We start from the raw sequence: 20,363 nt of genomic DNA, 5'->3' as shown, positions 1-20,363 counted from the left end.
CCCGGTTACACTACGTAACCGGGCTATGCTATCAATCAATCATGGCGAGAACTACTCGAGTTCTACCACTAAATCATCTTGCTGTACCATTGTTCCTTCCGGCAAGTGAATACGTTTGATCTTCGTATCACGCGTAGCCGTTACGGTTGTTTCCATTTTCATAGCTTCGATGATGAATAATGGTGTATTTGTGCTTACTGTATCACCCGGTTTCACCAGCAATTTGCTCAGTTTACCTTGCAATGGTGCACCAACTTCCGCGTTTGGATCAGCAGCTTTCTTGTTGACTGGTGCTGAACTTTGCACGGAACGGTCGCGTACTTGAACACGGCGGGTATACCCGTTCAATTCAAATACCACGGTTCTCATACCGCTTTCATCTGCCGGCAAGATGTACAAGAGTTTTACGATAATTGTTTTACCCTTACTTAAGGTAATCAATATCTCTTCTCCCATTTTCAAGCCATAGAAAAACGCCGGTGTTGGAATGGCTTCTACGTTACCATATACTTGGGCATGGTGATAATATTCGTCGAATACTTTCGGGAACATGTGGTAGCTCAAGTAATCCAAGAACTCTGCTAATGGATATTTCAATTGGAAGGCTGCGAAATCGCTGTCGAAATCTACCGGTGCCAAATGTTCATTTGCACGGCCGGTTAATGGTTTCTCGCCTTTCAATACTATTTGCTGTAATTTCTCCGGGAACCCGCCAAACGGAACTCCTAGCTCTCCTTTAAAGAACCCGTGTACACTAGAAGGGAAAGCAAGGTTCTTCGACTCGTCGAGCACATCCGCTTTAGAGAGGTTGTTGGCTGTCATGAACAAGGCCATATCCCCTACTACTTTAGAGCTTGGCGTTACCTTCACGATATCGCCGAAAAGTTCGTTTACAACGGCGTAGTTATGCTTGATTTCTTCCAATTTATCGCCTAAACCGAGCGATTCGGCTTGTTGACGTAAGTTAGAATACTGGCCGCCGGGGATTTCGTTCTCGTACACCTGCGCCGTACCCGCCTTCATATCGCTTTCAAAAGGATAGTAGTACTCGCGTACATCTTCCCAGTAATTGCTATAATCGTTTAATGAGGAGAGGTTGAGGTGGCTGCTACGCTCGTGGCCATCTAGGATAGATGCCATCGAGTTAAGGTTAGGCTGAGAAGTAATACCACTCATCGATGCGATGGCGCAATCTACAACGTTTACACCCGCTTCAATAGCTTTGAGGTAAGTCGCGGCTTGGATGGAAGTTGTATCGTGTGTATGTAGAATGATGGGCAACTTAACCGAATCTTTCAACGCTTCTACGAGTACGGTAGCGGCTTGTGGTTTTAACAAACCGGCCATGTCTTTAATGCACAACATGTGAGCGCCGGCATCTTCGAGGCGTTTTGCGAGGTCGGTATAATATTGTAAAGTATACTTGCCTGGTTTTAGTATATCGCCTGTATAGCTAATAGCAGCTTGTGCGAGCGAATTGGTATTTTCTCTTACAAACTTGATACTGGGCGTCATGGCATCTACATAGTTCAACGAATCGAAGATCCTGAAGATATCGATCCCGTTTTCAGCAGATTTCTCGATGAATTTCGCCAATAAGTTTTCGGGGTAAGCAGAGTAACCTACGCCGTTTGAACCACGGAAAAGCATTTGTAACAATACGTTAGGCATAGCCTTACGGAGTTGTTGCAAGCGGCGCCAAGGACATTCATGCAAGAAACGCATAGACACGTCGAATGTAGCGCCACCCCATACTTCCATAGAGAAAATTTGCGGGTTGTTTTTGGCGAAGCCTTCAGCAACGGCAATAATATCTTTTGTACGAACACGGGTAGCTAAAAGACTTTGGTGTGCGTCGCGGAAAGTGGTATCGGTGAAGTATACCGGTTTTTCATCGCGAAGCCATTGTGAGAATTTCTCACGACCGAGTTCTTCCAGTTTATCTTTTGTGCCTTTCGGGTAGTTACCGATGGTATCGAATGTAGGCACATTGGGTTCACGGAATTTCTTGGTGGCGTCTTTCGTTTTCACATCGGGGTGACCGTTTACAGTCACATCCGCTATATACATCAACGTTTTAGTGGCGCGATCGCGGATCGGCGATAACTTGAAGAGTTCTGGATTCTGATCGATGAAACTTACCGTACAATTCCCTTTACGGAAAATGTCGTGCGTGATCACGTTCTCCAAGAAGCTGATATTCGTTTTCACACCACGAATTCTAAACTCTCTTAATGTACGGTGTAAGCGAGCAGACGAACCTGAAAGCGTTCTACCCCACGCCGTTACCTTTACGAGCATAGAATCGAAGAAAGGTGAAATTTTCACACCGGAGTACGTACTACCTTCATCCAAGCGGATACCAAAACCGCCGGCATTCCTGTAGGCGATTACTGTACCATAATCGGGCTTAAAGCCGTTTTCTGGATCTTCGGTCGTAATACGACATTGAATAGCAAACCCGTTCAACTTTACATCGTCTTGGCTTTTCAAGAAGATTTCAGGATCACTTAACTGGTGCCCTTGCGCGATGAGGATTTGGGAGCGTACAATATCGATACCGGTAACCTCTTCCGTAACCGTATGTTCTACTTGAATACGTGGGTTTACTTCGATGAAGTATACTTTATTAGAGCGATCAACGAGGAACTCGACGGTACCTACGTTGTTATAATTTACTTTTTTAGCGAGTGCGAGTGCGTAGCCATAAATCTCTTCGCGTGTTTCGAGCGGGAGATTAGGAGAAGGAGCGATTTCTACTACCTTTTGGAAGCGGCGTTGAACGGAGCAGTCGCGTTCATAGAGGTGAACGATATTACCGTAGTTATCGCCCATCAATTGCACTTCGATGTGTTTGGGTTCTTCAATGAATTTTTCAATGAAAATGGTATCGTCGCCGAAGGCTTTACCGGCTTCGCTTCTTGCTTCGGTGAAAGATTTTTCGAGTTGGGATTCCTCACGTACAACGCGCATACCGCGACCACCGCCGCCGGCTGCTGCTTTTAGAATAATGGGGAACCCGATCCGTTTCGCTTCAGATAAAGCAGTGGCAGTATCAATCAGTTTCGCTTCGCTATCTTCGATAAGAGGCACCTTCACTTCGCGGGCAAGTTTCTTCGCCGCTACTTTATCACCGAGTTGCGCCATCACTTCCACATCAGGACCCACAAAAATGATTCCTTCTTCCTTGCATCGTTTGGCGAACTGTACGTTCTCGCTCAAGAAACCATAACCGGGGTGAATGGCATCCACACCTTGTTCCTTGGCTAAATGAATAATGCCTTCAATATCTAAATAAGGCTTAAGCGGGTCGTCATTCTTTCCTACCTGGTAGGCTTCATCGGCCTTGTAGCGATGTAGGGAATAACGGTCTTCATACGTGAAAATTGCTACCGTTCTGATGCGTAATTCCGCAGCGGCACGCAAAATCCTAACAGCAATTTCTCCCCTGTTTGCTACCAACAGTTTCTGGATCTTCTTTAGCGATGTGTCCGACATAATTGGTTGAATATAAACGATACTTAAAATTACTAGAACTGAACATTCTAATCGCTATAAAAGTAATAAAAGAAAGGGGCTTTTACTATAGCTTTGTCTAATTTTTCGAACTTTTCAATAAATAATATCTAATTATTTGTATGCAATCGATATTATTGTACAATTAGGTGTTCATTTTATTATATTATTTAATTATATTATTTGTGATATGGCGACTTATTTACGTAATTGAAGAATGGTTTAGATTGATTATGTTAGTATTTAATTATGTGGACTTCATATTTAAAAGGATATAAATCGTACTTGGAATTAGAGCGATCGTTGGCCGATAACTCGGTAGAAGCATACATTCGTGATGTAGAAAAGCTCGTACAATACCTCCAAGCGAACGAGATTACGCTAGGCCCTACGCAGTTAGAATTACAACACTTACAACAATGTATACAATGGATAGCCCAACTAGGCATGAGTGCTACGTCGCAAGCACGCATTATTAGCGGGATCAAAGGTTTCTATAGGTATTTGATACTAGAAGATATTATACAAGAAGACCCTACTACCCTGTTGGAGGCACCTAAAACCATGCGCAAGTTGCCCGATATTCTTTCCGTGTATGAAATTGAATTGATTATTAGTAAGATTGACTTAAGCACGAATGAAGGCGTGCGCAATAAAGCAATTTTAGAAACGCTGTATAGTTGTGGTTTACGTGTAAGTGAAGCCACCAGCTTGAAGATTTCTCAACTCTATTTAGAAACCGGTTTTATTCGCGTGGTAGGTAAAGGGGATAAAGAACGCTTAATCCCGATCGGCGAAGAAGCCATTAAGCATATTAAAATATACATGGAAACCGTTCGCCGGCAGCTGGACATCAAACCCGGCAACGAAGATATCCTGTTCTTAAATCGTAGAGGTGGCAGCCTTAGCCGGGTGATGATTTTCTTATTCATCAAAGACCTGGTAGAAGCCGCGCAAATCAAGAAAACGATTTCCCCGCATACCTTTAGGCACTCCTTTGCCACCCACCTTGTAGAAGGCGGCGCAGATTTACGCGCTGTACAGGAAATGTTAGGACATGAAAGTATTACCACAACGGAAATATACACGCACCTAGATCGCGAGTATTTACGCGATACTTTGGAGCAATTCCACCCTAGGTTTTAGGATATGTACAAAACGGGTTTGAAAGCCCGTTTTGTAGTTTTGGCGGGTTGTTGCTACAACTCCGGCTATCATTGCTAATTTCAACTACATTTATCCCAAGCACAGCAAGCTACTATCTACTTTAGTTAATGCCGTACTTGCTGCGTCTCATCCCCACCTGCTCAAAACTATTTTCAATTGCTCCTATGTTGGATTAACATTGCTATTGGTAACAACTGCAAAGCATTTTATTTTCAACGATCACCCCCCCGCTTCCTTATCAACATCCCCGGAAATTTTTTTTTCGCTTACAGCGACGTGATTCAAAAAATAATTACAAGACAAAAAGAAAGCAGATAAAACCTTTCTATTTAACATATTAATGATTATGAAACAGAGTAGTAAAATTAAAATCGTAACATGTAATTAGATGATAGTTGGTTGATTTTGAAGGATTGTTTTGATGATGTTCGAAGGAAAGGAGGTGGATAGAGTGGTTTAACAGAAACATGTTATTATATGACTACATCCCCTACTCTTTTTAGAGCTGGGAAGTCCTTAACACCATATACCAACCATAAGCATGCAAATTTTTTTAGCATTCCTTGCTGGATAACAATTACAAGAGAAAGATGAAGGGTGCATTTTGAACAGAGCGTAATATTATAAGCCATGTATTTTACCTACCTGTTCCCTACCCTTTAAAACGAGAAAAGCTGAAATACAGGTGAGTATTTCAGCTTTTCGTATGTAGTAGTTAAACTAGGTTATCAAAAATTAAAACAGCTACCTACAAAGTGGCTGGCTGAGTACGGTAGCTGTTAGGGTTACTTGGGGTTCACTAACATAAAACGAGACTCAACAGAGAATCTTTGCATTAGGTTAAAAGGTATACTTGATCGATTGTGATTTATCCATCAAGTTATGCAACCAGCCTTTTTCATAGCCGCCCGGTTTATTGCTACTGCTAGCCGCAGGATCAATATATAGGTGCATTCGGCTACAAGGCGTGATTTGCTGCCGTTCTGGCAATAATGCTACATCCTTTCCTTCACTCCAGATTAACTGGTTGTGCCGGTAAATTTTGAAGTAGATACTAGGTCCTGCTGTATAATATTCCTCGTCATCGGCATGCACTACGGCTTGCAGACTACTATCTTCTTCACTTACATTATAGTATAGCTTGAACTTACCTTTTTCGTTGGTAGTGCCCCAGCTAATTAGTTGGTCATTTTCGGCATTGTAAGCCTCCACTCTCAAATTTCCAATACCGGAAATTGTTTGTGCGTGCTTTACCGTACCGGTTATAACCCATGATCTGAAAGCGCCACGTATTACCGACCATTGATGAGATGGGATGATATACGCGAAAGCAGCTTTGTACAAACCATGCTCTCTTTTCCATTGGGGCACAAACATTCCTAATTGGAAATGCATCGCAGTTTGCGCGGCACGCTTGCCGGGTACCTGGCTCAAACTGATGTCGAATTCCAGCGGCTCCGTAAACAAATGGATCTCCTCCCATGCTAGGGAGAAATGACCGGTTTCATCTACAGTGCCTTCGGCTAACAAACGTTCTTTTTTCTGCAAATAAGCAGTTGGGGTAATGGGGTGCAAGTCGGTGGTGTTGTCATCCTGCTTGTCATCTCCATGAAAACGGCTCGCAGGTAAGTAAACCCTGATGGTAGCCTTCGAAACATGCTCGATGGCATCATCGCAAACAAGCGCCGAGAGATTTCCAATTAACAGGTAACTCATACTTCGAATTTGGTTTTCACAAAAAAGGGGGTTAACACCACCTGGGATTCACTGCTACGCTTCGTAGCCAATCAACCTCTGCAAACTAACAAAACAAACATGGTAGAAAGGCCAAGAGTATAGTTGTAAAACTGTATCATTATCACATTACCATTTTACGACTGCCCTGTATACATTTACTTATGCAAAGATTAATAACATCAAGGTGTAAGACAAGCGCACAACCCCTAATTATTTAAAATGCGTATTTCTACGCATACCATACGTAGAAATACGCACCAACTACTTCCCCACCCCTCGAAGCCCCAAAGTAGTGTACTTCATACACAACTTTAGTTAATACTCACTATCTTCCCCCACCAGCAAGCATCCCCAGCTTTTCACTGCATTCCACAACGCAGTGAATTGACACATTATTTGTCGTAATAAACCCATTACGAGTAGTAAATGCCCGCCAAACCAGCCCGCTGCGTAGAAATACGCATTTTTCAGTGGTCCGTACGGATTTATTGCGCCTATAATTCTCATCAAATCCTTCGTAAGTCGCGTACAATCAAGCATCCACGTATGAAACTTTGCTTGATGGGTATAATAATATGTTTGTAAGGAGATTTTGTAGAGTAATTATTTATAATAATTTTACCCCGCTATAATTTAACTAACCTCTAAAAAATCAAACTATGGAAGATGCAAAAAAAGGTTTCAACAAACATGCTGGTACCTTTATTACCCTAGCAACCGGCGAAAAATACACACGCGAGTTTCGTAAACACGAAAAAGATAAAGGCAAAAAAGACTTTACCATCGCGGCTTTCTTCGGTAGCGCTAAACTCGAACACTTATTAAGTAACCCGGAAGCGGTTGGCTTACGTATCTATTATGGCCTCGATGTTGACGGCGATGGTAAAAAAGATAAGAAGTTCGTTATTGTAGCCGTTGATGAAAACGGTCGCGACTTAATCGATACAGAAAAACATTTATCTAAAGGTGAAAAAGACGGTGACGATATCTTAGATGGTGGCGTATACTGCCCAGTGAACTGTGGACCAACACCTTCTCCATTAAACCCACAATAATTAGAGTGACACATTTTCAGATTTATTTCTTAGGCATGTTGGGGATCGAAGCTTTGCTGCTGATCCCCTTCAGCTTAAAATATCCCCAACTCGATAAAGCGGCTAAATACATCTACTACTACGTAATAGCCAGCATCATCTTCGCCGTTGGGTCGTATTATATTGGCATGATCCTGCGCCAAAACAATATGTGGTTTGTACCTATATTGCAATTCACCCAGTTTGTAATATTGTCTCTATTCTTCAGAACAGTGATCAAACGGCATATCATACGCCAATTTATCCTAGGCATGATAGGGCTTTGCTTATTGATTTTTATATTCGACTACTTTAAAGTCAGCCACTTCAAAGAATTCTTATCCATCTTTGAACCAATACGCACCTTTATTCTCATTGCTTATGGCATTATTTATTTTATCCAACTTCTAAAAGACGAATATTTAATTGAACAATCGATCACGATAAATACTTTACCCAACTTTTGGTTCAATGCCGGCTTATTCATCTACCATTGTTGCTATTTCTTACTGGCATTGGCTTACAACCTGTTACAACAAACCGGGAACACAGAAGATATCAAGGCATTAACCACTATTATGATGCCTGTTCACTATTCTTCTGGCGCTTTACAAATAATTCTTTTCTATATTGGGCTCCGAAAAATTAAAAACGTGATGCCATGAATTTTGTGGAAATAATCCTCATAGGAACCATCGTAATGTTTATGTTGGGGATTTTTGTTGTAACACTCGTGATCTTACAACAAAAGCAAGTAATTCAATACAAATTAAAACTTAAAGATAAAGACCTCCTCCTCCAAAAGGAAATGCTCCGCGCCGCTTTACAAGGACAAGAAAGCGAACGGAAAAGAATTTCGGAAGATTTGCATGATGAAGTTGGTGCACAGTTATCCGTGTTGAAACTCAACCTGAACCACTTGCAACAACAAGCGCAAGATGCGCAAGTCGATCGTATCAAAGAAACCAAAGAATTCACCGATACCATCATCCAGCAACTTCGCTTCATCTCGCAAAGCTTACACCCCCAAGCACTCGAAAACCTCGGCCTTTCCCACGCCCTCGACTCCTTCTGTAACCTCATGAACAAAAACAAAACCATCGCCATCCACTATAAAACCGATGGCAATAAATACGGAGTCGACAAGGAAAAAGCCCTCAACGTATACCGCGTCGTACAAGAATTAATCAATAATATCCTCAAACACGCCGAAGCCCAAAACATTACCATTACCTACCAAGCTTCACCCCAATTACTCAAAATTACCGTGGAAGACGACGGAAATGGCCGCTTAGCAGGCATTCTCGAAGCATCTAAACAAAAACAAGGCAGCCTCGGCCTAAAAAATATTGAATCTCGTTTGAATATTATCGGCGGAAACATCAACTTTGCAAAAAACACCACGAAAGGCACCATCGCCGAAATACAAGTGGCTAATTTTCAACCTACAATTTAAATTCTCTCCAATATGGAGCACCCTATAAGAGTCGCCATCGCTGATGACCATAAAATATTCCGAAACGGTGTTATTAATTCCCTAACACCCTATCAAAACATCCAAATCGTTTTCGAAGCCGAAGACGGTGAACACCTCCTGTCTATTATGGAGGAACAACTCCCCGACGTTATTCTCATGGACCTAAAAATGCCCAAAATGGACGGCATCCAGGCCACGATTAAAGTAAGGGCCAAATACCCCGACGTTAAAATCATTATCCTCACGATGTATGAAGATGATAACTTCATCCTCCACCTCGTAGAAAACGGCGCCAATGCTTACCTCCTCAAAAACAGTGAGCCGGAAGAAATCTACGAAGCTATTTGCACTACCTTCCAAAAAGGCTTCTACTTCAACGAAAACGTAAACCTCGCCTTGCTGAAAAAGGTATTGCACAAAACAAAACCACAAGTGAAAACCACTTTCAAAGACGAAATCGAATTCAGCGAAAGGGAAAAAGAAGTACTCAAACTCATTTGTAACGAACATACTACGCAAGAAATCTCCGAAAAACTCTACCTCAGCCCTAGAACAGTCGAAGGTATCCGCCAAAAGATCCTCGAAAAAATGAACGTGAAAAACTCCGTCGGCATCGTTGTCTACGCTTTCCGTCATGGCTTGGTAGAATAAATGGCTCAACACATATATTTCTTACTTTCATAACGTTTACGAATACACGAATACGTATATTTGGCGCGCATAAACTATTCCATTTCTATCAATATTTTATTAAAACCAAGCTTTGTATGAAAAAACAGGTTAAATTCTTGGCTGTTGCCGCGTTTGTTTCCACGCTCAGTTTGAATGCTATGGCACAAGGTATCAAAATGCCCGCTCCTAGCCCAGTACAAACTGTAAAACAAGATTTCGCTTTGTCTAGCGTAGAAGTGACTTACTCTCGTCCTTCTGTGAAAGGCCGCTCAATCTTCGGCGCACAAGAACCTTATAACGTTCTATGGAGAACCGGCGCTAACGCTGCTACTAAAGTTACTTTCGGCGAAGATGTGAAAGTAAACGGCGTAAACGTGCCTAAAGGTGAATACGCATTGTATACCATTCCAGGTGCAAACGAATGGACTGTCATCTTAAACAAAGGCATTAAAAACTGGGGTAAAGACGGTTACAAAGAGTCTGATGACGTAGCTCGCTTTAAAGTAAACCCAGTTCAATTGCCATTCGCAGTTGAAACTTTCATGATCAACTTCGAAAACATCCGCTCTAACGCGATGAACATGATGTTGTTATGGGAAACAACCATGGTTTCTTTCGAAATCACTGCCGATATCAACCCTAAAATCCAAGCTTCTATCGAAGAAGGTTTGAAAAACCCAGATGCTGCTAAACGCCCTTACTGGGAAGCTGCTAACTGGTACTTCAACAACAACCTCGATATCAACAAAGCATTGGAATACGTAAACGCTGCCACTGCTTCAAACAGCACTTTCTGGAAAGAGCACTTGAAAGCGAAAATCTTAGCTAAAAAAGGCGACAAAGCTGCTGCTAAAGCAACCGCTCAAAAGTCGATCACTATGGCGAAAGAAGCTAAAAACGAAGATTACGTTCGCTTAAACGAAAAATTGATCGCTTCTTTGTAATCAATTCTTCTTACAGCATAAAAAAAAGCTTGTCATAATGACAAGCTTTTTTTATTTACTTTTCATAACTATCCACTGTTATAGTCAACCAATTATATCCTCTTTTTTGGTACAAACGCTTGCTATACTATTAAGCAGCGTTGCGTCGCATTTCGTTCATCTACCGCCTTACTATTCGGCGAGCGTTGGTTTTTCTTTTCCAAACAGGTTAATACACCACTGAATCATCACCCCTAACATCATCACTAACACACAACCCAATACGTTCAACCACAAGAACGAAATAACGTCCATCATAAACACAGCAATTACAATTACTTCCGCCACCAAAGCCGCCCAAAATATGGCCGTACCCCTCGTTTTCTTCGCGTAAAATGCCATGAGGAAGATACCCAATATAGTACCATAAAACCACGAGCCGAGTACATTTACCGCTTCAATCAAGCTACCCAAACCGCTGGCAAACTGGGCCACTGCAATACAGAACACGCCCCATATAAACGTCCATATCTTCGATGTTCGCAAGTAATGCGCATCGCTACCATTCGGATTGATCAAGCGTTTATAAATATCTATGACCGTAGTAGAACTCAGCGAATTCAATGCTGCGGCAATACTACCCCAAGCCGCCAAGAATATAATTGCAATCAATAATCCCACTAAGCCTTTCGGCAAATTGTTGACCACGAAATGTAAGAATATATAATTGGTATCGTCGGTATCTGTACCCGGCGATGCTAGCTTGATGGTTGACAAGGCTTTTGCTCGCACTGCGTGTGCACTGCTATCCGTGAGATGTAATGCTTGCTTAGCGGTAGCAATTTGCCCGGGATTGTCGCTTTTAATGGCCGCAGATAATTGCTTCACTTGGGTTTGTTTCACCAAGCTTAAGGCATCATACTCCGCTTCTAAGGCTTTTACTTGGGGGCCTTCTGCCGAATTATATACCTTTTGTAATTGTGCTTGGTTGAAGTAAATCGGTGCGCTAAAATACAAGTAGAATACAAACACCAAAGCACCAATTAACAAAATCAAGAACTGCATAGGCACTTTCACCAAGCCATTCATGAGTAAGCCTAAACGACTTTCTTTCACCGATTTAGCCGTTAAATACCGGCCTACTTGGGATTGATCTGTACCGAAGTAAGAGAAGGCCAGGAAGAACCCACCTATCAAACCACTCCAGATATTATACTTATCCTTCCATTTAAAATCAGTTACAATCACGTTCAGCTTATCCATCTTGCCCGAAACATGCAAAGCATCTGTAAAAGATACATCTGCCGGTAACAGGTGCACCACCATCCAACCTGCTAAGAACATCCCGGTAAAGATGATGATCAATTGCAAGGTTTGTGTATACGACACTGCTTTTGTGCCACCAATCACCGTGTAGATAATCAGCAAGCCTCCCATGCTAATGTTCGTCCAGAAAATATTCCAACCCAGTAAGCTGGATAATATAATCGACGGCGCACAAATACTAATCCCCGTACTCAAACCCCGCGATAGCATAAACAACACGGATGTAAGTGTACGCGTTTTCAGATCGAAACGTTGTTCGATCCATTCGTACGCGGTATAAACTTTTAACTTGTGATATAGCGGTACAAAAGTGATGCATAACACCACCATGGCCAAAGGCAACCCGAAGTAATATTGCACAAAGCGCATACCATCGGTAAAGGCTTGCCCCGGTGCAGATAAAAAGGTAATGGCACTCGCTTGCGTGCCCATAATCGACAACAACACGATATACCAAGGCATCGACTGGTTACCGAGGAAGTAACTGTCGATGTTTTTCTGTCCCCTACTTTTCCAAATACCGTAAACAATAATGGCTACTAATGTAACGCCCAGCACCAGCCAATCTAAAGAACTCATGAAAATGTTTTGGTGAACAAATAAAACAATACAATCAGCAATGCCAACCAAGCCACTACGATCACATACCATGTGTTCCAACTACGGAACAACGGCGGTTTTTCGTCTTCCATATTGTTCATAATTTAGTTATTACGTTTCGAATATAATCCCCCACTCAATAAACCCAATGCCAGGCCTATCAATAACCCGATATGGACTTTCTTGATCGCGAACCCGGCTAATATGCCAATGATAATACACACGCCACCGGCGATGGATAATCTCGACCTATCAGGATTTTGCTTACTCATACAACTATATATTAATGACCGTTTGCGATATTATTCGGTTCTTTAGAAATCAAGTTCACAAACAGCCTAAATGCTCCCGGTACGCCCGCAGGTAACTGGCGGAAGAAAGCTAGGCTGGTATATACATAACGACCTTTACCGTACTTCGCAACTATAGTAGCTCCATCTAGGTTCGACTCGCCCGGGTCGTTCATGGTAAACAACTTCTCGTAGTTACCATCTACATTCACCGTATAGTACAAACCTCTTTCTTGGATCCACCCGTCGAAGTCGGCCGCGTTAATTTTATTCGGGTAATTGAATACCGCGTTGGCAGGATCATTCAACGTTACCGGTGCCTGCTCGTTCGTTACTCGATCGCGCGACAACGAGAATGGGAATGGTCCTAAGTTCGTAGTTACCAGTGGTTGGTTTACATTGTATTGCACCAACATAGTACCCCCGTTTTTCACATACTGCATAAGCCTGTCTTGCCACAACTTCATACGTGGTTGTGTATTATATGCACGCACACCTGTGATAATGGCATCGTATTGATCCAATGAACCATTCATAATATCCTTATCCGACAAGCGTGTTACATCATACCCAATTTGCGTTAACGTTTCGGCTACTTTATCACCCGCGCCCGGGATATAACCAATGCGTTTGCCGTTGTATTTCAAGTTCACCGTAACGAGCTTACCCGCTGCGCTAGGGAACAAGGTTATCGTTGGAATGTGATCGTAATTAATCACTTGCATATTCTCCGTGTATTCCTTCCCATTGAAGTTTACAACTACGGTAAATTCACCTGTTGCATTTTTATCCGTGCTAATAGGCGTTACGTTGAACACCACTTCTACTTCATCACCTTTGCCTTTCAATGAATACGGTAATGCTTTTTCAGCCACGGTAAAACCTTCTGGCAATGTTAAGCTAACCGTACCTTCTGCGGCGGCTGTTGTAGCTGTAATTTTAACCGGGATTTTTTGTGCTTGTTTGCTGGTGAAGATGAATACTGAATTATCAATACCAGCTACAACAGGCGGTGCAATTACAAATGGTTTATACAATTCGCCTTTCACCTGGTCGGTGTATTTATATACAACCGGGCGGGTAATGGTAAATGGCTCTCCATCAATCGTTAATTTGAAAGTAGCTGTTAATGCAGCTTTATTCTCTGGGCGACCAATTAAATCTTGGTTGTTTACCACGTACATCCCGATAGGGTGATTATTAGCTAACCAATATGGTTCACTAATTGCTGTATTGGCAGGTAACGTAAATGCTTTCGGAATGCTGAGATATTTATTGTTATCGAGCGTTTTGTTGGGTGTTTCAGTCCAACCCGGTAATGCTACTTCTTTCAAATCAACCTTTACATTTGAACGGTTGATGATCTCAAGTTTTGTATTAATGGTTTGGCCAGGGGAAGCAATGCTTTCGTTACTATATGCTTCCATCCATAAGCCTGCAGCAGCGATGATTAAATCATCTACTTCTTTAAGTTTTTGTTCTTTCCATTGGTTAGCCGGTAATGCTTGCAATGATTTTCTTACTTTAATCAATTGCGGTACAATGGTAGATGGATGACTAATATTGTATTGAGCAATGGCTTCATCGATTAGTTTAGCAGTAGCAGCGGCAGCCGGCACATCTTTCATTTGGGTTGCTATACCGTCCATGATGGAAGTTTTGGGTTCGCTACCTTTAATGGTTGAAAAGTACTCGAACGACTCGCCACGGGATGCCGGTACACCGAAACCTTGGCTTTTATGTTGAGAGCGGCTTTCCGCGGCAATTTCGCCATAGCCTTTTCCGAGTAGGTAATTGTAGGCGCCAATGTCGAGTTTAAACTGGCCGGGTTCAATGGTATTATTAGACCCAAAATTGAAAGTGTTCCACAACAAGCGTTTTACTTGCCATGGTTGTACGAACTTTAATTGTTCTGGGAAGCGTTTTGGATCTGCTGCCGCTTCGAAAGCTTCAGCAGCTACCATAGCACTAGCCGTATGGTGCCCATGCCCTGCACGACTATCGGCCGGGAAACGGCAAATAATCACATCGGGTTTAAAATTACGGATCACCCAAACCGCATCCGCTAATACTTGTTCTTTATTCCAAATGGTAAAAGCTTCGGTAGGATTCTTACAGAAACCAAAGTCGTTGGCACGTGTAAAGAATTGTTCGCCACCATCTATTCTACGGGCAGCTAACAACTCTTGGGTACGAATCAAACCAAGTAACTCAGCTTGTTCATTCCCAATTAAGTTCTGACCACCATCGCCACGGGTTAAAGAAAGGTACCCAGTACGGTACTTTCCTTCCTTCGCTAAATAAGCGATGAGGCGTGTATTTTCATCATCGGGATGCGCAGCAAAGTAGAGTACGTTCCCCAAAGTTTTTAACTTCTCCAGTTGTAATTTAATATCTGCAGCAGTGGTAGTTGGCGTAGGTTGCGCATGCGTGGAACCAACGATACAATTAACTATCAGCAATGCTGCCACCATTATCCTAACGATCATAATTTCAAGGCCTTTTTAGCAGTGACCAAAAATAGGGATTAAACAGGGCAAGTTTGCACCGTTTGTGTAAAAAGAATTTAATATATGCTTATTGGTTTTTCAACAACCAATCTAAGATATCCATCCCAAAAACTTGATGTATGTTAACATTCGTTAACACAATCACAGCAGTTTTTGTGTTTGGTTCAAATACCATCAATGAACTGAATCCACCTGTTCCCCCATCAATTGCATAGATGGTACGTTCTTTAGGTATGATCAGCCAACCTAAGGCAACACGTGTTCCAGATGAAGCATCGAACAAGGTTTCTTTTCGCATGAGTTCAAACGCTTTCGATAAGTCTTTCGGCGCTTCCCACATCATTGCACGGGCATAAGTAACCATGTCGGCCATCGTAGACCGTATACCACCTGATGCTGCCATACCCGTAAAGTTCCAATGCGCCGATTCTACACCGTCTAGCGTATACCCAGGTACAAAACGACTTTTTTGTTCTTCATTCAACGTTATGCGTGTATCGTTCATTCCCAATGGGTTCCAAATCTGCTTTTCCAGCAATCCTTCATACGTTGTATTATTTTGCAAGGCCATGATTTCACCTAATAAGCCTACAGCATAATTGGAATTAGAGAATTTCGTACCTGGTGTGAACGTTATCTTCGGTGTATCTAATAAATAGCGCAGCATCTTTTCACTCGTGTATTTAGCATAAGGATCAGCCACCGAAGCATCCTTAAACAGATCTTTTGGTATGAGACCGAAGCCCGAGGAATGGTTCGATAAGTGTACTAAACGCATTAAGGTATCGTGTAATTGCAGGGTGGGTGTTTGCTTGGATAAGTACTTATTAACGGGATCATTGAGCTTCATTTTGCCCTTAATTACTTCTAAGGCTAACAAAGTAGATGTAAAGGTTTTAGTAATAGAACCAATCTCGTAGAGGTCGTTAGGCTTGGGAATGCGTTTTGAACCTTTTGTTGTTTCACCATATCCGTAAATCTGCATACCGGTTCCTTGTACTACGCCAATAATAGCACTACGCGTATTGGCAATGTTCATGAATTGCATGGCCACTTTATGTACAAACGAGTCACGGGCATTAGCTAACGGGTTTTGATACTCTTTGAATTTATCGGTGGCCGAATTAGAAGGAATATCCACTAGGGTGAAGTACGATATTTTCTGTTCGCTCGTCATCTTAATTTGTACACCAGCAGTTCCTTCTAAATAGGTAGCAGTGAAGAAATGCATTCCATCATTCGCCACACTATCTATATTCAATGCTTTCACCACCCCGAAGCCATCCAATACTAACATTCCCAATTGACCTAGCCGTTGTTGACTGACCTTCTGTTGAAAACTTGAATCTAGCATTTGGTAAGCCACACCGGATGCAGGGTTACCTAGTTCTTGTAAGAACTTGAAAACAAGGTCGACAACGGGCTTTTTACTGTCTTGGGCATGAAGAATGCTGCTACAAATGAGTAGGCATAGGACAAAAAGTTTACGCATAAGGTAATTATTAAAATAGCGATTGAAAGAAGAATTGTATACTGGGTGAATTAGGTGAAGATTACTTCTTGAAAACGAAATAGATAGCACCTATCAAAAAGGCAAATGCCACCAAGTAATTCCATCTAAACTGTTCTTTTAAATACAAGATCGCGAACACACTAAAAACAACGAGGGTAATTACCTCTTGGATCATTTTCAACTGGAAACCGTTGATACCTTCTTGGTATCCCAACCTGTTGGCGGGCACTTGGAAACAGTATTCAAAAAAGGCGATGCCCCAACTAACAAGAATCGCTTTCCACAATGCCGTGTTGTTATGTTTCAAATGGCCATACCAAGCGAACGTCATAAAGATATTCGAAATCAATAGTAACACAACGGTGCGCATAACACAGTGTAAATTTAGGGTGTTGAATAAAAGTGGTAATAAAAATAGGGAAATTCCGCCGAGGTTGGAAGGCGAAAAAATAAGGCAAAAAAAACCGGTAATAATTAATTACCGGTTACAGTTATATTAGGTGTTTTGCCTGAAAGCAGGTAGAGAGCGGCCATTCTAACGGCTACCCCGTTTTCTACTTGTTGCAAAATAATCGACTGTTTCGAATCTGCTGCATCGGAGCTTAATTCCACGCCGCGGTTAATCGGCCCAGGGTGCATGATCACCACTTCTTTGTGCAAGCTATCGAGCAATTGTTTGTTGATACCATATACCAACGAGTATTCGCGGAGCGAAGAGAACAACGGCATTTTTAAGCGCTCTAACTGTATCCTTAACACGTTCGCTACATCACACCATTCTAGTGCTTCGCGGAGGTTATAAGTTACGTTCACGCCTAATGCATTGGCTAAGTATTTCGGGATCAAGGTTGGAGGCCCCACCACTGTTACTTCTGCCCCTAATTTCTTCAAGCAATAGATGTTCGACAAAGCCACGCGCGAGTGCATAATATCGCCTACGATCGCTACTTTTTTACCTTCTACGGAACCGAGTTTTTCGCGGATCGAGAAAGCATCTAGGAGCGCTTGCGTAGGGTGTTCATTAATACCGTCGCCTGCGTTGAGAATGGGAACATCGATGTGTTTAGAAAGAAAATGCGGAGCCCCGGTAGCAGAGTGGCGCATCACCACCATATCTACCTTCATGGCCAAAATGTTATTCACGGTATCGATGAGCGTTTCGCCTTTAGATACTGAAGAACCGCTTGCTGAGAAGTTTACCACATCGGCACCTAACCTTTTTTCGGCTAGTTCAAATGAAATTCTTGTACGAGTAGAGTTTTCGAAGAATACATTCACGATTGTAGTATCCCGGAGCGTAGGAACCTTTTTAATAGGCCTTTGTAAAACGTCCTTAAAAGAATCAGCAGTCTGAAAAATGGTTTCAATATCCGAACGCTGCAAATCGCGTATACCAAGTAGATGTTTTACTGAAAGTGACATTAAGATGCAAATATAAAGGCTATCCAGTATTTCGAGAAATCAATTTGGAAATTTTTTCAAACTTTCCGCCTCGCTCCCCTTTTCTAATCCTATGAAAATCTATGTTTTAGCGGGTTTATTTCCATCTACACTTAAACACACTATGCCCCGTTCCGCTGTTAAGTTTTACCTTTTAGCGGCCGGTATAAGTACGATAAATGGACAATAAACGGGTTTAATCGACCAACACTACCTCGTCTTTACCATCTTTTTCTGCCCAAATCACCCTCACTTTCTGAGAAACGATGGCATCGATGGTTCTACCCGTATAATCGGGTTGAATAGGTAACTGGCGACTAAACCTTCTATCTACCAATACTAATAATTCAACAGAAGAAGGTCGACCGAAGTCTAACATAGCATCGAGAGCAGAGCGGATGGTTCTACCGGTGTAGAGTACATCGTCGATCAATACTACTTTTTTATTTTCGATGGAAAAGTCGATATCCGTTTCGTTAGGAACGTGTATAGCTGGGTTCGTTTTGAAATCGTCGCGGTAAAACGTGATATCGAGTTTACCGTACGGGATGGGCGTACCGGGTAACAGCTGTGTAAGTTTCTGATGAATTCTATCCGATAAATAGATGCCCCGTGGCTGTAAGCCAATCAACACGGTATTCTCGAAGCGTAAATGATTTTCTAGCAATTGATGACAAAGCCTGTCAATAGTAATGCCTAACTGTTTATCGTTAAGAATAGTCTTCACAATGATACGTTTTACAATTTGGACAAAAATAGTGATTAATGCCACTTAATTCCGCAGGAAAATGCCTATTGGGTATAATTTTTTTGTTGGGCTGTTGCCTTTTTTGGAATTTTAGGATATGAACCGCATTCATTTAACAACAATCACCCTATTTATAATGGCATTTTCCTTATTCCCACAAGCTAGCAAAGCCCAATTGAAAGTAGGCGACAAAATCCCCACTTTCACCCTCCCCGATCAAAATGGCCAACAATTCAATGTAGCCAACGAAATCGGCAAACGCCCGATGGTGATCTACTTCTACCCGAAAGACGACACCCCAGGTTGCACCAAAGAAGCTTGCTCGTTCCGCGACTCGTTCGAAGAGTTTTCCGACTTAGGTGCTATTGTGATTGGCATCAGCAGCGGCAGCGTAGCTTCTCACAAGAAATTCGCTGAAAAATACAAATTGCCTTTCACCCTACTTGCCGATGAAAGCAACCAAGTTCGTAAACTGTTCGGGGTGCCAAAAACTTTTGTATTGCCAGGGCGTGTAACCTACGTAGTAGATAAAAATGGTATTATCATTCACTACTTTAACAGTATGACGAATGCTGCTCAACATGTGCAAGAATCGCTTACTGCGTTGAAGAAACAATAGCTTGGCTTGCAGTGGTTTTACATGCTGATGCCTGTATTACAGGTATTGTAGTTAATTGGTTATTCTAATTCGCTGGCGCGGCCATGCTGTTTTGGCTTACATCCCGTTGTGTTACTTTCTTTGCTTCTCCAAAGAAAGTAACCAAAGAAAGGAGGACAAACGGCGAAAGACTGCGTCGCCGTTTGATCGGGATGTTGATGGGGCTTGGGTGCTACTGTGGTGAAGGGCATTGGGGTCTTTGTGGTGCCTGTTTTGTTGGAGGATGGATGGGATGAGAAAGATTGGGGCAAAACCTTTAGGGACGTAAGGACCTATTGGTTTTGAGTTTGGGATTTTTGAGGGATTGGGGTGATTGATGAGTGACTGTTGTAATGGTATAATACTATTTGTACATGAGGCTTTCAATTTGTTCCTTGCTTCATCGTTATTGCCATGCTGGCATAAAAAAATTGCTTTTTGAAAGAAGGAAATATCTTGCAAAAAAATACATTAACATACTCTTCCTCCCTCTTTCGCCAAAATGTCACCTTAAAATACTATTATGCTTACTATGGCCTAGAAATAATGTATATATATGCAAAAATATCCCACATACTAGGTAAATATATCCTACCTATTGTGTTTACTGGGGTTTAACATTGAAAGAACATTAGAAGAACATTAGGAGATATTATAAGTATCATAAGGGAACCTTTTAAAGGATTCAATGTCAATTTATTAAAAAAATATATCCTACTGCACGCAAATTTCAC

16 protein-coding genes are annotated in these 20,363 nt (G+C 42.0%); 7 read left to right on the top strand and 9 right to left on the bottom strand.

Annotated features, from left to right (window positions below):
* Positions 1–51: 51 nt before the first annotated feature.
* Positions 52–3,498 carry a pyruvate carboxylase gene (locus LX64_RS09260; RefSeq protein WP_111597357.1) on the bottom strand — a complete coding sequence of 1,149 codons (3,447 nt, stop codon included), beginning with the start codon at positions 3,496–3,498 and terminating at the stop codon, positions 52–54.
* Between the two features lie 267 nt (positions 3,499–3,765).
* Between LX64_RS09260 and xerD the strand changes: the two genes are divergently transcribed.
* Positions 3,766–4,662 carry a site-specific tyrosine recombinase XerD gene (gene xerD, locus LX64_RS09255; RefSeq protein WP_111597356.1) on the top strand — a complete coding sequence of 299 codons (897 nt, stop codon included), beginning with the start codon at positions 3,766–3,768 and terminating at the stop codon, positions 4,660–4,662.
* 861 nt (positions 4,663–5,523) lie between these two features.
* On the opposite strand, the gene LX64_RS09250 is transcribed toward xerD, so the two are convergent.
* Positions 5,524–6,399, bottom strand: coding sequence for a hypothetical protein (locus tag LX64_RS09250; RefSeq protein WP_111597355.1), 876 nt, complete (start codon positions 6,397–6,399; stop codon positions 5,524–5,526).
* Positions 6,400–7,079: 680 nt separating this feature from the next.
* Here LX64_RS09250 and LX64_RS09240 point away from each other — a divergent pair.
* The 5 genes from LX64_RS09240 to LX64_RS09220 all read left to right on the top strand — a co-directional run bounded on the left by LX64_RS09240 (position 7,080) and on the right by LX64_RS09220 (position 10,586).
* The gene (locus LX64_RS09240; protein ID WP_111597353.1) at positions 7,080–7,475 is read left to right on the top strand and encodes a hypothetical protein; all 396 of its coding nucleotides are present in this window, start codon (positions 7,080–7,082) and stop codon (positions 7,473–7,475) included.
* 5 nt (positions 7,476–7,480) lie between these two features.
* The gene (locus LX64_RS09235) at positions 7,481–8,158 is read left to right on the top strand and encodes a hypothetical protein (protein ID WP_148707260.1); all 678 of its coding nucleotides are present in this window, start codon (positions 7,481–7,483) and stop codon (positions 8,156–8,158) included.
* On the top strand, positions 8,155–8,949 hold the full coding sequence (locus LX64_RS09230; RefSeq protein ID WP_111597351.1) for a sensor histidine kinase: 795 nt from the start codon (positions 8,155–8,157) through the stop codon (positions 8,947–8,949). The genes LX64_RS09235 and LX64_RS09230 overlap by 4 nt, the downstream gene beginning before the upstream one ends.
* Before the next feature lie 12 nt (positions 8,950–8,961).
* On the top strand, positions 8,962–9,621 hold the full coding sequence (locus LX64_RS09225) for a response regulator transcription factor (protein WP_111597350.1): 660 nt from the start codon (positions 8,962–8,964) through the stop codon (positions 9,619–9,621).
* Positions 9,622–9,737: 116 nt separating this feature from the next.
* Positions 9,738–10,586 (top strand): DUF2911 domain-containing protein, encoded by an 849-nt coding sequence (locus LX64_RS09220; RefSeq protein WP_111597349.1) that lies wholly within the window; start codon positions 9,738–9,740, stop codon positions 10,584–10,586.
* 171 nt (positions 10,587–10,757) lie between these two features.
* Here the strand turns inward: LX64_RS09220 and LX64_RS09215 are convergent, their stop codons facing one another.
* From LX64_RS09215 to pyrR, 7 genes are all read right to left on the bottom strand, one after another.
* Entirely contained in the window at positions 10,758–12,470 is a 1,713-nt protein-coding gene (locus LX64_RS09215; protein ID WP_111597348.1) for a sodium:solute symporter, read from the bottom strand.
* A 125-nt stretch (positions 12,471–12,595) separates the two neighbouring features.
* The gene (locus LX64_RS26015) at positions 12,596–12,763 is read right to left on the bottom strand and encodes a hypothetical protein (RefSeq protein ID WP_158538588.1); all 168 of its coding nucleotides are present in this window, start codon (positions 12,761–12,763) and stop codon (positions 12,596–12,598) included.
* 11 nt (positions 12,764–12,774) lie between these two features.
* Positions 12,775–15,270: a PIG-L family deacetylase gene (locus tag LX64_RS09210; protein WP_245952598.1), complete on the bottom strand. Its 2,496-nt coding sequence runs from the start codon at positions 15,268–15,270 to the stop codon at positions 12,775–12,777.
* Between the two features lie 88 nt (positions 15,271–15,358).
* On the bottom strand, positions 15,359–16,783 hold the full coding sequence (locus LX64_RS09205; protein WP_111597346.1) for a serine hydrolase domain-containing protein: 1,425 nt from the start codon (positions 16,781–16,783) through the stop codon (positions 15,359–15,361).
* A 61-nt stretch (positions 16,784–16,844) separates the two neighbouring features.
* Positions 16,845–17,174, bottom strand: coding sequence for a DMT family protein (locus LX64_RS09200; RefSeq protein ID WP_111597345.1), 330 nt, complete (start codon positions 17,172–17,174; stop codon positions 16,845–16,847).
* 104 nt (positions 17,175–17,278) lie between these two features.
* Entirely contained in the window at positions 17,279–18,226 is a 948-nt protein-coding gene (locus LX64_RS09195; protein WP_111597344.1) for an aspartate carbamoyltransferase catalytic subunit, read from the bottom strand.
* 214 nt (positions 18,227–18,440) lie between these two features.
* Complete coding sequence (gene pyrR, locus LX64_RS09190) at positions 18,441–18,971, bottom strand: bifunctional pyr operon transcriptional regulator/uracil phosphoribosyltransferase PyrR (RefSeq protein ID WP_111597614.1); 531 nt, start codon at positions 18,969–18,971, stop codon at positions 18,441–18,443.
* Between the two features lie 157 nt (positions 18,972–19,128).
* Between pyrR and LX64_RS09185 the strand changes: the two genes are divergently transcribed.
* Positions 19,129–19,611, top strand: a complete 483-nt coding sequence (locus LX64_RS09185) for a peroxiredoxin (RefSeq protein ID WP_111597613.1) — start codon at positions 19,129–19,131, stop codon at positions 19,609–19,611.
* Positions 19,612–20,363: the final 752 nt, after the last annotated feature.

Origin of the sequence: Chitinophaga skermanii (assembly GCF_003259335.1) — a bacterium.
In the GTDB taxonomy this organism is placed as follows: Bacteria; Bacteroidota; Bacteroidia; order Chitinophagales; family Chitinophagaceae; genus Chitinophaga; species Chitinophaga skermanii.
Note: the sequence above shows the minus strand (reverse complement) of the source record. Positions and strands in the feature narration are given on the sequence as shown.